Here is a 12,481-nt window from a genome sequence, read left to right as displayed (position 1 = left end):
CAGCCTCCGCCCGCACGCGGGTGCGGCCGGCGGACACGGTGGTCCGCTCAGGCCCGGGGGTGGGCCCGGCGGTAGGTGTCGCGCAGGCGCTCCACGGACACGTGCGTGTAGATCTGCGTGCTGCGCGGGCTGGCGTGGCCCAGGAACTCCTGCACGCTGCGCAGGTCGGCCCCGCCGTTGAGCAGGTGCGTGGCGGCGCTGTGCCGCAGTCCGTGCGGGGCCCCGTCCGCGCCGGCGGCGCGCAGGTACGCGTGCACGTCCTCACGGGCCTGGCGCACCCCCAGCCGGCCGCCGCGCGCGCCGACGAACAGCGCGGCGCCGCCGGCGGCCGAGGCCATCTCCGGCCGTCCGCCGGACAGCCACGCGTCGAGGGCGTCCAGCGCGGGAGCGCCCACGGGGACCGTGCGCTCCTTCGCGCCCTTGCCCAGGACGCGCACCGTGTCGCGTTCGCGGTCCACGTCGGCCAGGTCGAGGGCGCACAGCTCGGCGACCCGCACGCCGGTGGCGTACAGCACCTCCACCACCGCCCGGCGGCGCAGGTCGAGGGGGGCATCCCCCGGGGGCCGGGAGAGGGCCGCGGCGGCCTGCCCCTCGTCCAGCACCGCCGGCAGGGACCGCCGCTGGGAGGGGCCGGACAGGCGCGGGCCGGGATCGGCCGCCAGCACCCCCTCGCGGTGCAGGTACCGGGTGAGGGCGCGCACGGCCGCCACGCGGCGGGAGACGGTGGCTCGGCTCGCCCCCGCGTCGCGGGACCGGGACAGCCAACCGCGCACCAGGAGCACGTCCAGGTCCTCGACCCGGTACCCGTTCTCCTCCAGGAAGGCCAGCAGGGAGCGCAGGTCGGCGAGGTACCCGCGCACGGTGTGGGGTGAGCGGCCCAGCTCACCGGACAGGTGGGCGGCGAAGCGGTCCAGCACGCTCACTCCCGGGGCAGGCAGGCCACGCCCTCGATCTCCACCAGGTACCTCGGGTTGACCAGGCCGCTCACCTCCACCAGGGTCCCGGCCGGGCGGTGCTCCCCGGGAAGGCAGTCGACCAGGGCGCTGCGGAACTCGTCGAGGTCGGCGATGTGGCGGAGGTAGTAGGTGAGTTTCACCAGGTGTCCCAGGTCCGCCCCGTGGCGGGCCAGGACGCGCTCCATGTTGCGGAAGACCTGCCGGGTCTGTCCCTCGACCCCTCCGGCGACGTCCCCGTCGGGGGCCTCGGGGGTCTGTCCGGAGACGAACAGCAGCGGGCCGTCCGCGAGCACGACGTCACTGTACGGTTTGGCCATGGCGGAACCCTACCCGCCATCGCGCCCCGCTATCCGTGCCCGGTTCGGCGCCCGCCGAGCCGCCCCGCGCGGCTGCGCCGCAGCGGGCCCCGCCCGGCGGCGGCCCCGAGCGGCAGGCCCCGGTCGGCGGGAAGCCCCTGGGGCGGGCTGCCCCACACCGCAGAAGGGCCGTGCGGCGCGAGGGTCACCACCGCAGGCCCCGCACGGCAGGCCCCGCGCGGCAGCCGCCCCCTACGGTCGAAGGTCCGCCCCGCTGCGGGGCACGGAGCCGCGGCCTCCTCCGTCAGCGCGGCAGCCGCCATCCGGCCCGGCACCGTTCGACCAGCCCCGCCGCGGCCAGCAGCCCCAGGGAGCGCATCGCGACGTCCAGGGAGGTCCCGCTCGCGGCGGCGACCACCGCGGGACCGGCCCCCGCCCGGGGTACCGCTTCCAGCACCCGGGCGCTCTCCGCGTCGAGGTGGGCCGAGACCCGCACCGGTCCGCTCTCCGGAGGCAGCTCCCCCACCGCGCCGACCTGGGCGACGACATCGTCGGCGCAGGTGACACAGCCCGCCTGCCAGTCGCGGAGGAGGACGTGGCAGCCCACCGACATGGCGGAGGTGACCGGACCGGGCACCGCCATGAGCACCCGGTGGAGTTCGACGGCGTGCGAGGCGGTGTTGAGCGCGCCGCTGCGCCTGCCCGCCTCCACGACCACCGTTCCCGGGGTGAGCGCCGCGATCAGCCGGTTGCGGATCAGGAAGTCCTTGGCCCGGGGCGTGGCGCCGACCGGCCTCTCGCTCACCAGCACCCCGGTCCGCGCGATGTCCGCGAACATGCCCGCGTGGCCGCGCGGATAGTCCACGTCCAGCCCGCAGGCCAGTACCACCACGGTGCTCCCGTTGGCGTGGGCGGCCCGGTGCGCGGCGCCGTCGATCCCGTACGCGCCGCCGGAGACCACGACCACGTCCTGCTCCGCCAGCTCGTAGGCCATCTCCGCCGCCACGTGCTCGCCGTAGGCCGTGGCCGAGCGCGCGCCCACCACGGCCACCGAGCGCAGGCACAGGTTGCGCAGGTCCCCGCCGCCGCGTACCCACAATCCGTGCGAGCGGCGACCGCCGGGGAGGTCGAGGCCGTCCAGCCGGCCGGGCCACTCGGGGTCGCCCGGCGCCACGAACCGGATCCCGGCCGCCGCGGACTCACCGAGCAGCCCGTCGGGGTCGACCCGGGCGGCGGCCGCGCTCCACCCGTCCCAGCGGCGGCGCAGCCGGGCCCACGCCTCCGGGTCGGGGTCCTCGTCCTCCTCCACCGGCACGGACGGCGGGGGCTCCCCCGCCACCAGCCCCGCCCACACCCCGGCCGCACCGTGCTCGGCGAGCATCGCCCCCAGCCACAGGTCCCCCGGCGGCGCGACCGCCGTCAGACAGGCCCGCGCCCGGGCGTCGGCCTCCCCCTGCCAGTCCCGTACGGTCACCGTGCTCCCCTTCCACCCGTGTCCGCTGCACCCCTCCGGAGCGCACCGGCCCGCACCCCGGGGCGCGGATCGCCGCCCCGCCTCACCACGCCCGCCCGGTCCACAGCGCGAAGGCATAGGCGGTCTCCTCCTCCCCCGGGCGGTCCCGCTCCGCGAGGTCGGCCAGCGTCCACGCGACCCGCAGGGCCCGGTCGACCCCGCGGGCGCTGATCTGCCCGGCGTCCATGGCCCGTCCGAGGACGCGCAGCGCGGCGGGCTCGACCGGGAAGTCCCGGCGCAGCCGCGCGCCGGGGATCGCCGCGTTGGTGGTCCAGGGCGTGTGCGCCAGCCGTGCGAGCGCGCGGGCGCGCGCCCTCTCCACCCTGGCGGCGACCACGGCGGAGGACTCCGCGAACGCGCGGTCGGCGAGCAGCTCGGCCCTCGTCACGGGTTGCAGGTCGACCTTGAGGTCGATCCGGTCCAGCAGCGGCCCGGACAGCCGGGAGAAGTACCTGCGCCGCTCCCCCGGCGGGCAGGTGCACATGCTGCCCGGCCTGGCGCAGGGACAGGGGTTGGCGGCCATCACGAGCTGGAACCTGGCGGGGAAGGTCACCGTGGAGGAGGCGCGGGCCAACACCACCTCCCCCCGCTCCAGCGGCTCGCGCAGGGAGTCCAGCACCCCCCTCCCGAACTGGGGCGCCTCGTCCACGAACAGCACTCCCCGGTGGGCCTTGGACACCCAGCCCGGCCCGGGGTGGCCACTGCCCCCGCCGATGATCGACGCCCGGGAGGAGGTGTGGTGCGGGGCGGCGAACGGGGGCCGGGTGACCAGGGGCGAGCCCCGGGGGAGCATCCCGGCGACCGAGTGGATGGCCGTGGCCTCCAGCGCCTCGGAGGGGCGCAGTCCGGGCAGGACCGTCGGCAGGCGCTCGGCGAGCAGGCTCTTGCCCGTGCCCGGGGAGCCGAGCATCATGAGGTTGTGCCCGCCCGCCGCGGCGACCTCCACCGCCCGGCGCGCCACCGGCTGGCCCAGCACGTCGGCCAGGTCCGGCCCGGGGTCGTCCGGCTCCCGGGCACAGGGCGCCTCCGGCCCGGCGGCCTCCTCCAGGAAGAACTCCCCGCGCAGCCACTGGCACAGGTCCATCAGGCTGCCCACCGCGGTCACCTCCACGTCGGGGACCAGGCGGGCCTCGGCCGCGTTGCCGCGCGCCACGACGAACCCGCGGTAGCCCTGCTCGGTGGCGGAGACCATCGCCGGAAGGACGCCGAGCACCGGGCGCGCCCGCCCGTCGAGTCCGAGCTCGCCGATGAGGACGGTGCCCGCCAGGCGGTCCGGCGGCACCGCGCCCGTGGCGCACAGCACGGCGGCGGCGATGGCGAGGTCGAAGAGGCTGCCCGCCTTGGGGAGGCTGGCCGGGGACAGGCTGATGGTGATCTGGCCGCTGGGCCACTCCTCGCCGCTGTTGGCCACGGCCGCGCGGATGCGGTCCCGGGCCTCCCGCAGCGCGGCGTCGGGGAGCCCCACGAGCGTCACCCCGGGGTCGCCGCCGCCCAGGTGCACCTCCACCTCGACGATGTGCCCCTGGACCCCCAGCAGAGTGATGCAGTGGGCGCGGGCGAGGGTCATCACGTCATCCCCCGCTCGTGGGAGACGAACACGCGCCCGCCGGTGATCAGGACGCAGACGCCGTCCACCCGCAGCGACGCGGCCGGGACCCGGTGCCGGGCCGCCCACGCCCTCCCGAGGCGGCGCAGACGGCGCCGCTTGTCGGGTGTGATGGCGTCCACGGGGTGCCCGTACCGCACGGAGGTCCGGGTCTTGACCTCGGCGACGACCAGGACCGGTCCGTCGCGGGCCACGATGTCGATCTCCCCCGACGGCGACCGCCAGTTGCGGTCCACCACCCGCATGCCCGCGCTCCGCAGGAAGACCGCGGCGAGGTCCTCCCCGCGTCCGCCCAGTGTCCTCCGGTATCCGGCCCACCTGTCCACGGTCGACCACCTCCCGTTACAACGGTGGGTGATCGCCGTCCGGCGCGCCAGGGGGAGTTCGTTCCTGTGGACGAACCGGCCGCTGCCCCGGGCACGAGGGCCGCGACGGGGAGCCGCCCCGGGGACCGGTCATGCCCGGGGCACGGTTCGGGTCAGGGCAGCTCGGGACCGCCCCGGCCGCCGTCCGCGGGAGGCATCTCCAGGTCGGACTTCTGGATCTCCTCGACGTTGACGTCCTTGAACGTCACCACGCGCACGTTGCGGACGAACCGCGCCGGGCGGTACATGTCCCAGACCCAGGCGTCCTCCATCACGACCTCGAAGTACATCTCCCCGTTCTCGGTCGAACGCGGCTGGAGGTCGACGTTGTTGGTCAGGTAGAACCTGCGCTCGGTCTCCACGACGTAGCTGAACAGCCCGACGACGTCCCGGTACTCGCGATAGAGCTGGAGCTCCATCTCGGCCTCGTACTTCTCCAGGTCCTCAGAACTCATCCACGCGCTCGCTTTCGTCGCACTCTCCGGTCGTGGTGTGCCGGTCTCCTCATCACGTGTACACCGCCACCGCCCCGGTTGTTCCCCGCGTGGGAGGACCCACGCGTCGGGGGGACATCAAGACGCTCCGAGATCCATCATGCGTCACGGAACGGACTTCTGGGCCCCGTGGAACAGATTTCCTTCGACGGATCGGTCACCGGAACCCTCCGGAGGTCCCGATCCGTCTTCGGACCGGGACCCGTCACGGCGTCACCCGGCCGCGGCGTCGACGGCCTCGAAGCTCTCCGGAACGCCCAGACCGCCGACCTGGTTGAACGGCCAGATGATGACGAAAGCCCGGCCCACCACGTGGTCGATCGGGACGGCGCCGCCACCGGGGTTGTTCTGGTTGAGGCGGGAGTCGTAGGAGATCGCCCTGTGGTCCCCCATCAGCCACAGGTGCCCCTCGGGCACCTCGACCGGGCCGAACTCGGTGTGGCTGGCCACGCTTCCCGGGTACAGGTAGGCGTCCTCCTCCAGGGGGACGCCGTTGACCAGGATGCGGTTCTGCTCGTCGCAGCACTCCACGGTGTCGCCGGGGAGCCCGATGACCCGCTTGATGTACTCCTTGCCCGTGGGCGCGGCGCCCAGCTGCTGCTGCACCCAGCTGAAGGCGCCCGCGACGGGGTTGGTCGGCTCGGGCACGGTCACGGTGTTCGGGTCGTCCCACGACCCGTTGCCGTTGAAGACGACGACCTCGCCGCGCTCGATGTCGCGGATCTGGTAGACGACCTTGTTCACGAGCACCCGGTCGCCGACGAGCAGCGTGTTCTCCATCGATGTGGAGGGGATGTAGAACGCCTGCATCACCCAGGTCCTGATCACGAACGCCAACACCACGGCGATCACGATCAGGATGGGGAGTTCCTTCCAGAACGACCCCTTCTTCTCACTGCTCTGGGACTTGCTCATCTCGGCGTCCGCCTTCTCCTCCGGCTCCTGACCAACGACTTCGGAGACACCACTGGCTCCCGAGTCCTCAGGGACTCGGGAGCCAGTGGTGGAGCTTCGCTCCTCCGGGCCGGGCCGGGCGGAATCCTCGTCCTGGACCCCGTCCGCGCCGGGATCCCTCTCGTCTTTGCTCATCGAGCCGAAGCCTATCCTGCCTCCCGTGCGGGAAGAGGGCCGTTCGGCTCCGAAAGGGAGCGGAAGACTACTTGGAGACGGGCTCGCGGCGCTCGCGGATGCGGGCGGCCTTGCCGCGCAGGTCGCGCAGGTAGTACAGCTTGGCGCGACGCACGCGGCCGCGGGCGGCGACCTCGTACTTCTCGATGGCCGGGGTGTGGATCGGGAAGGTGCGCTCCACGCCCACGCCGTAGCTCACCTTGCGGATGGTGAAGGTCTCGCGGTTGCCCGAGCCCTGACGGCGGATGACGACGCCCTTGAAGACCTGGACACGGGTGCGGGTGCCCTCCGTCACGCGGACGTGGACGTTGAGCGTGTCACCCGGGCGGAACTCGGGGACGTCGGTGCGGAGCTGAGCCTTCTCGAGCTCCTGGATGGCGGTGTGCATCTCGCGATTCCTCATCGATAGCGCTCCGCGCCCTGTCCCCGGCGTGGTGCGGGGAGGGTTGCGCGGGCGAGGGCCCGTACGGGTCTGGACATTCGGACCACCCGGTGACCGTCACAGAGGCCGACGTCGTGCCGCCGGCATGCGGATGCCATGGGTCACCAAGGGGGAACCCACCCAGTTTGCCACATGTCAGGTGGCTTCCCGAACGGCCTCCTCGGCGAGGACCTCCCGGTCACGCCGGTCGAGGGCCTCCTCCGGCATGGCGCCGACCAGGTCCGGCCGGTTGCGCGCGGTCTTGCGGAGCGCCTGGTCGCGGCGCCAGCGGTCCACGGCCCCGTGGTTGCCGGACAGCAGCACGGGCGGCACCTCCTGGTTCCGCCACATGACGGGCTTGGTGTACACCGGCCCCTCGACCAGGTTCTCCATGCCGCCGGAGGCGAAGGAGTCCTGGACCGCCGACTCGGTGTTGCCGAGAACACCCGGCAGCAGGCGGGTGATCGCCTCGACCATCACCAGCGTCGCGGACTCGCCCCCGTTGAGGACGTAGTCGCCGATGCTGACCTCCTCGACCGGCATCCGCAGGGCGGCGTCCGCGGCCACCCGGGAGTCGATGCCCTCGTAGCGCCCGCACCCGAAGACCAGCCTCTCCTCCCCCGCCAGGCGCTCGGCGTCCGCCTGCCGGAAGGGGCGGCCGCTGGGTGTGGGCAGGATCAGGCGGGCCGGGGCCCCGGCCACGACCTCGTCGAGCGCCTCACCCCAGGGCTCGGGCTTCATGACCATGCCGGGGCCTCCCCCGTAGGGGGTGTCGTCCACGGTGTTGTGCCTGTCGTGCGTCCAGGAGCGCAGGTCGTGGACCCGCACGTCGAGGAGGCCCGAGGCGCGTGCCCTCCCGATCAGGGAGAGGTCCAGGGGGGCGAAGTAGTCGGGGAAGATGCTGATGATGTCGATGCGCACTGCGCGCCCCTTCAGTCGGCGAGGTCGAGCAGGCCGGGCGGCGGGTCGATGACGATCCGGCCCCCGGCCACGTCGACCTCGGGCACCAGTGCGGCGACGAAGGGCACCAGCACCTCGCCGCCGCCGGGGGTGGCGACGACCAGGACGTCCTGGGCGTGGTGGAGCACGTCGTCGACCGTGCCGACGGCCTCGCCCCCGGTGGTCACCGCGGCCAGGCCGATGAGTTCGTGGTCGTGGAACTCGTCGGGGTCGTCCAGGGGGGCGATGTCCCGTGAGTCCACGAACAGCAGGGTGCCGCGCAGCGCCTCGGCGGAGTCGCGGTCGGCGACCCCCTTGAAGCGCACCAGCAGCCGGTCGCTGTGGCGACGGCTGGACGCGACGGTGAGCGGTCCGGCTCCGGCCGGGTCGGTCTCCATCACGGTGCCGTCGGCGAAGCGGGCCGCCGGGTCGTCCGTCCGCACGTCGACGGCGACATCGCCCCGGATACCGTGCGCGCGGCCGATCCGGCCCACAACGAGTCGCATGGGAGGTTCCGTCCTTCCGCCCGTCCCACCGTGGAGACGGGAAAACTGTGCCCGGGGCAGGTGCCCCGGGCACAACTACGGGGCGCCGACCGGTCGTGGTCGGCGCCCCAAGAGGCGCGTCAGCGCACTTCGTGCAGGTCCAGCAGGTCCACTCGGACGTAGCGGCCCCCGGCGAGGGAGCCGATCACGGTCCGGAGTGCCTTGGCGGTGCGGCCGTTGCGACCGATCACCTTGCCGAGGTCGTCGGGATGGACCCGGACCTCCAGGACTTTGCCCTTGCGGAGCCGCTTGGCTCTCACCTGGACGTCGTCGGAGTTCGCAACGATCCCCTTCACGAGGTGCTCAAGCGCCTCTTCCAGCACGTCAGGCCTCGCCCTCGGACTTCTCGGCCTCGGCGGTCTCGGCGGGCTTGTCGGCCGCCTTCTCCGCCTTCTTCTCGGTCTTCTTGGCCTTGGTCTTGCCCTCGCCGCCGGGGAGCACGAGCTCCTTCAGCGCGGCCTGGAAGGCGGCTTCCTTGGCCTCGGGGTCCTTGGCCTCGGCGACCTGGAGCGGAGCCGGAGCGGGAAGGCCCTTGAACTTCTGCCAGTCGCCGGTCTTGCGCAGGAGGACCTTGACCGCGTCGGAGGGCTGGGCCCCCACGGACAGCCAGTACTGCGCCCGCTCGGAGTCGACCTCGATGAGGCTCGGGTGCTCCTTGGGGTGGTACTTGCCGATCTCCTCGATCGCCTTGCCGTCACGCTTGGTGCGGGCGTCGGCGACGATGATGCGGTACTGGGGCGTACGGATCTTGCCCATACGCTTGAGCTTCAGTTTGACAGCCACTGGAGTGGTCTTCTCCCGATGAACGGTGTTCGGCGCCCGGCGGCGAAACCACGTGGGGTTGCAGTACCCGCCAAGGCAAGACGTGGGTGGCGGGTTAGTTAGAGGGCTGACCCGTCCACCGTTAGTCGACTACTCATTGTGCCAGACGCGAGCGTGTTCCTCGGACAGGACACAGGCGCCCGCGTGGCCCCGCCGACGCGAACGGCCCGCCCCCTCGCCGGGGACGGGCCGCCTGTGGTCTCCGCTACTGCTTGGGCAGCTTGAAGTTGGACAGGTCCGGCATGTTGGGTCCGCCGAAACCGGGCGGGAGCGTGGGCTGCCCGCCGCCGCCTCCGCCGAGGCCCGGGGGCAGCTGCGGCATCTGCTGGCCGCCCTCCTCCTGGCGCTTCTGGCGCTCGGCCGCGCGCTCGGCCTCCTGCTGGCGGGCCTTCATCGGGTTGCCGCTGCGCTGCTTGCCCTTCTTGGCCTTCTTGGCCTGGGCCTTGGCCTTCTTGCGGTTGCCGCCGCCGACCCCGGGCATCCCGGGCATGCCCGGCATCCCGCCGTTCTTCATCTTGCGCATCATCTTCTGCGCCTCGAAGAAGCGGGTGACCAGGCCGTTGACGTCGCTGACCTGCGTACCCGAGCCGTTGGCGATGCGCAGCCGGCGCGAGCCGTTGATCGACTTGGGGTTGGCCCGCTCGCCCGGCGTCATCGACTGGATGATCGCCTGGATGCGGTCCAGGTCCTTGTCGTCGATGTTGTCGATCTGGTCGCGCATCTGCCCCATGCCGGGCATCATGCCGAGCAGGTTCCCGATCGGGCCGAGCTTGCGGACCATCGACATCTGCTGGAGGAAGTCGTCCAGCGTGAAGTCGTCGTCCGAGGCCATGGTCGAGGCCATCTTCTCGACCTCGGCCTCGTCGAACGTGCGCTGCGCCTGTTCGATGAGCGTGAGGACGTCACCCATGTCCAGGATGCGCGACGCCATCCGGTCCGGGTGGAAGAGGTCGAAGTCCTCCAGCTTCTCGCCGGTGGACGCGAACATGATCGGACGGCCCGTGATGTGCCGGATGGACAGTGCCGCACCGCCGCGGGCGTCACCGTCGAGCTTGGTGAGCGCGACCGCGTCGTAGCCGACGCCGTCGAGGAAGGCCTGGGCGGTGTTGACCGCGTCCTGGCCGATCATCGCGTCGACGACGAAGAGGATCTCGTCGGGGCTGACGGCGTCGCGGATGTCGGCGGCCTGCTGCATCATCTCGGTGTCCACACCGAGGCGGCCCGCGGTGTCGATGATGACGACGTTGTGGTTGTTGCGGCGCGCGTGCTCGACGGAGGCCCGGGCGACCTCGACCGGGTCGCCCACGCCGTTGCCGGGCTCGGGAGCGAACACCGGGGTCCCGGCGCGCTCACCGACCACCTGGAGCTGGGTGACGGCGTTGGGGCGCTGGAGGTCGGCGGCGACCAGCAGCGGCGTGTTGCGGTCCGCCGACAGCCACTTGGCGAGCTTGCCCGCCAGGGTGGTCTTACCGGCGCCCTGGAGGCCGGCGAGCATGATCACGGTGGGCGGGTTCTTGGCGAACCGCACCTGCCGGGTCTCGCCGCCGAGGATCTCGACGAGTTCCTCGTTGACGATCTTGATGACCTGCTGCGCCGGGTTGAGGGCCTTGGAGACCTCCTCGCCGCGGGCGCGCTCCTTGATCCGCGAGATGAACTCGCGGACCACCGGCAGCGCGACGTCCGCCTCGAGCAGCGCGAGACGGATCTCCCGCGCGGTCGCGTTGATGTCCTCCTCGGACAGCCGCCCCTTGCCGCGCAGCGAGGAGAAGACCGATGTCAGCCGGTCGGAAAGCGTCTCGAACACGAGTTTGGCCAGTCCTTCGTCTCGTAAGTGGTTTCCCAGCCTACCCGCCCACCGCCGCCGGACAGTAGTCCGAGGCCGCGGGGCCGGGAACGGGGTGAGGGCGGGGCCCGTGCGCCCCGCCCTCCCTGTCGTCGCCTGTCTCCGCCACCGCGCCCGTACCCGGCCGCCGGTCCGCGGACCGGCGGGGGCGCGGGGCGCTAGTTGCCCCCGTCCTCCGCGGACTCCTCCTCGGAGGGGGCGCCGCCGGCCAGCGTGGCCTCGCGTTGCTCGGCGAGGGCCGCCAGCATCTCCTCCTGCTGGCCGCCGGTCAGGCCGCGGGTGGACAGCTGGGCCTCACCGTCGATGGTGTAGGTCTGCTGGGTGGAGCTGACGATGTTGTAGTCGGCGCTGCACGAGAGGTCCAGGGTCGCGCCCGCCTCCAGGGTGCCGCCGTCGTCGCAGGTCTGCTCGCCGATGTCGGCGTTGGTGAAGGTCACGTCCATGCGGACGGTCACCTCGCCGCTGCCGTCGCCGCCCGCGTCCCGCACCGTTCCCGACCAGGTGCAGTTGGGCCCGTCCTCGCAGTTCATCTCGGGGTTGCCGTCCCAGCCCACCTCGATCCGGGCGTCCCGGGACCCGGTCAGGTCGTCCTCGGCCGTGGTGATGATGCCGTCGTAGAGCTCCTCGACGGCTGCGGTGTCGGCCTCGGCCAGGTCCAGCCGGACCTGGGGGCCGGTCTCGGCGCCCTCGGGGACGAGCTCCTCGACGGCGATGCGCTGGACCTGCTCGGTCTCCGCGTTGATCCAGACCTGGTTGCGCTCGCCGGCGAGGTCGATCCGGTAGGTGAGCGTGCCGTCCAGGTTCTCCTCGACAGCCTCCTCCGAGTCCAGCTCGATCGCGGCCAGGGTCGCGGAGAGCTCCGGCGGGGCCAGGGTGGTGCTGGGGTTGAGCCCGGCATGGGCCGCCGAGGAGCGCACCCAGTTCTCGTTGAAGTCGTCGAAGTCCGGACCGAAGACGCCCTGGTCGAGCCAGAAGTCCTCGACCGCGCGGATGAAGAGCTTGCCGTCGGCGGCGAGCACGTCCGCCTCGACGCTATTGGCCCGGATGGTCCCGCTCGTCGCGCCGGTGTCGGCGACGGTGAGCGAGGCGTCACGAACCTCGGAGGAGCCGACGGTCTCCGCGACCTGCCCGGTGGCGGTGAGCGCCGGGTAGGCGGCCAGGTCCGCCAGCGCGCTCTCCAGGAGGGGAGCCGCGGCCACCGGCTCGGCGGGTTCGGGACTGGGCTCCTCCTCGCCCCCGCCGGGGCGCAGGCTGCTCAGGTCGATGGAGCACGCCGTCAAGCCGAGAACGGCGATCGCGCTCGTCGCGGCAAGCGCGGAGCGCCTGGCCCTGCGACCCCTGAAGTGACTAACCGGCGCCATCTTGCCTCCTGACCCCGACCTGTGGGGCACTGTACGAATCAGCGTGAGTTTCCGGGTGGGCGGCGGGACGACCGGCCCGAGACCCGTCATTGGCGTGGGACGCGGATGCGCGGCGCCTGGTTTCACCCCGGCGCCGCCCGAAGGGCGCCGATACGCACCTGTGATTCGGCCGGCGTCCCCGGCCGGGCGCAC

14 protein-coding genes are annotated in these 12,481 nt (G+C 72.8%); all 14 read right to left on the bottom strand.

The window, feature by feature from the left end; translation table 11 throughout:
* Positions 1-47 precede the first annotated feature (47 nt).
* The 14 genes from ABZ234_RS16015 to ABZ234_RS15950 all read right to left on the bottom strand — a co-directional run bounded on the left by ABZ234_RS16015 (position 48) and on the right by ABZ234_RS15950 (position 12,289).
* The gene (locus ABZ234_RS16015; protein WP_352984106.1) at positions 48-917 is read right to left on the bottom strand and encodes a tyrosine recombinase XerC; all 870 of its coding nucleotides are present in this window, start codon (positions 915-917) and stop codon (positions 48-50) included.
* 2 nt (positions 918-919) lie between these two features.
* The gene (locus tag ABZ234_RS16010; protein WP_267946440.1) at positions 920-1,273 is read right to left on the bottom strand and encodes a RidA family protein; all 354 of its coding nucleotides are present in this window, start codon (positions 1,271-1,273) and stop codon (positions 920-922) included.
* A gap of 283 nt (positions 1,274-1,556) precedes the next feature.
* Positions 1,557-2,726, bottom strand: a complete 1,170-nt coding sequence (locus ABZ234_RS16005; RefSeq protein ID WP_267946441.1) for a DNA-processing protein DprA — start codon at positions 2,724-2,726, stop codon at positions 1,557-1,559.
* A gap of 82 nt (positions 2,727-2,808) precedes the next feature.
* A complete protein-coding gene (locus tag ABZ234_RS16000) occupies positions 2,809-4,332 on the bottom strand; it encodes a YifB family Mg chelatase-like AAA ATPase (RefSeq protein WP_355012549.1) in 1,524 nt (507 codons plus the stop codon).
* The gene (locus ABZ234_RS15995; RefSeq protein ID WP_330158512.1) at positions 4,332-4,697 is read right to left on the bottom strand and encodes a YraN family protein; all 366 of its coding nucleotides are present in this window, start codon (positions 4,695-4,697) and stop codon (positions 4,332-4,334) included. The genes ABZ234_RS16000 and ABZ234_RS15995 overlap by 1 nt, the downstream gene beginning before the upstream one ends.
* 152 nt (positions 4,698-4,849) lie before the next feature.
* The gene (locus tag ABZ234_RS15990) at positions 4,850-5,191 is read right to left on the bottom strand and encodes a DUF2469 domain-containing protein (RefSeq protein ID WP_267946444.1); all 342 of its coding nucleotides are present in this window, start codon (positions 5,189-5,191) and stop codon (positions 4,850-4,852) included.
* A gap of 252 nt (positions 5,192-5,443) precedes the next feature.
* Positions 5,444-6,319: a signal peptidase I gene (gene lepB / locus ABZ234_RS15985; protein WP_355012548.1), complete on the bottom strand. Its 876-nt coding sequence runs from the start codon at positions 6,317-6,319 to the stop codon at positions 5,444-5,446.
* 67 nt (positions 6,320-6,386) lie between these two features.
* Positions 6,387-6,746, bottom strand: coding sequence for a 50S ribosomal protein L19 (gene rplS, locus ABZ234_RS15980; RefSeq protein ID WP_267950508.1), 360 nt, complete (start codon positions 6,744-6,746; stop codon positions 6,387-6,389).
* A 189-nt stretch (positions 6,747-6,935) separates the two neighbouring features.
* Positions 6,936-7,700: a tRNA (guanosine(37)-N1)-methyltransferase TrmD gene (trmD, locus tag ABZ234_RS15975; protein ID WP_355012547.1), complete on the bottom strand. Its 765-nt coding sequence runs from the start codon at positions 7,698-7,700 to the stop codon at positions 6,936-6,938.
* Between the two features lie 11 nt (positions 7,701-7,711).
* A complete protein-coding gene (gene rimM / locus ABZ234_RS15970; protein WP_355012546.1) occupies positions 7,712-8,224 on the bottom strand; it encodes a ribosome maturation factor RimM in 513 nt (170 codons plus the stop codon).
* A 119-nt stretch (positions 8,225-8,343) separates the two neighbouring features.
* Positions 8,344-8,586, bottom strand: a complete 243-nt coding sequence (locus ABZ234_RS15965; protein WP_073704564.1) for an RNA-binding protein — start codon at positions 8,584-8,586, stop codon at positions 8,344-8,346.
* A 1-nt stretch (position 8,587) separates the two neighbouring features.
* Complete coding sequence (gene rpsP / locus ABZ234_RS15960; RefSeq protein ID WP_267946448.1) at positions 8,588-9,046, bottom strand: 30S ribosomal protein S16; 459 nt, start codon at positions 9,044-9,046, stop codon at positions 8,588-8,590.
* Positions 9,047-9,290: 244 nt separating this feature from the next.
* A complete protein-coding gene (gene ffh / locus ABZ234_RS15955) occupies positions 9,291-10,889 on the bottom strand; it encodes a signal recognition particle protein (RefSeq protein ID WP_267946449.1) in 1,599 nt (532 codons plus the stop codon).
* 197 nt (positions 10,890-11,086) lie between these two features.
* The gene (locus tag ABZ234_RS15950; RefSeq protein WP_355012545.1) at positions 11,087-12,289 is read right to left on the bottom strand and encodes a hypothetical protein; all 1,203 of its coding nucleotides are present in this window, start codon (positions 12,287-12,289) and stop codon (positions 11,087-11,089) included.
* Positions 12,290-12,481: the final 192 nt, after the last annotated feature.

Origin of the sequence: Nocardiopsis sp. NPDC006198 (assembly GCF_040613895.1) — a bacterium.
Classification (GTDB): domain Bacteria; phylum Actinomycetota; class Actinomycetes; order Streptosporangiales; family Streptosporangiaceae; genus Nocardiopsis; species Nocardiopsis tropica.
The sequence above is the reverse complement of the archived record's forward strand: the minus strand, read 5'-3'. Positions and strand labels throughout refer to the sequence as shown.

Bases quoted from the DNA above. Each gene is read 5' to 3' on its own strand.
- ABZ234_RS16010 (WP_267946440.1), bottom strand. From the start codon at position 1,273: ATGGCCAAACCGTACAGTGACGTCGTGCTCGCGGACGGCCCGCTGCTG.
- ABZ234_RS16000 (WP_355012549.1), bottom strand. From the start codon at position 4,332: ATGACCCTCGCCCGCGCCCACTGCATCACTCTGCTGGGGGTCCAGGGG.
- ABZ234_RS15990 (WP_267946444.1), bottom strand. From the start codon at position 5,191: ATGAGTTCTGAGGACCTGGAGAAGTACGAGGCCGAGATGGAGCTCCAG.
- lepB (WP_355012548.1), bottom strand. From the start codon at position 6,319: ATGAGCAAAGACGAGAGGGATCCCGGCGCGGACGGGGTCCAGGACGAG.
- rplS (WP_267950508.1), bottom strand. From the start codon at position 6,746: ATGCACACCGCCATCCAGGAGCTCGAGAAGGCTCAGCTCCGCACCGAC.
- rimM (WP_355012546.1), bottom strand. From the start codon at position 8,224: ATGCGACTCGTTGTGGGCCGGATCGGCCGCGCGCACGGTATCCGGGGC.
- ABZ234_RS15950 (WP_355012545.1), bottom strand. From the start codon at position 12,289: ATGGCGCCGGTTAGTCACTTCAGGGGTCGCAGGGCCAGGCGCTCCGCG.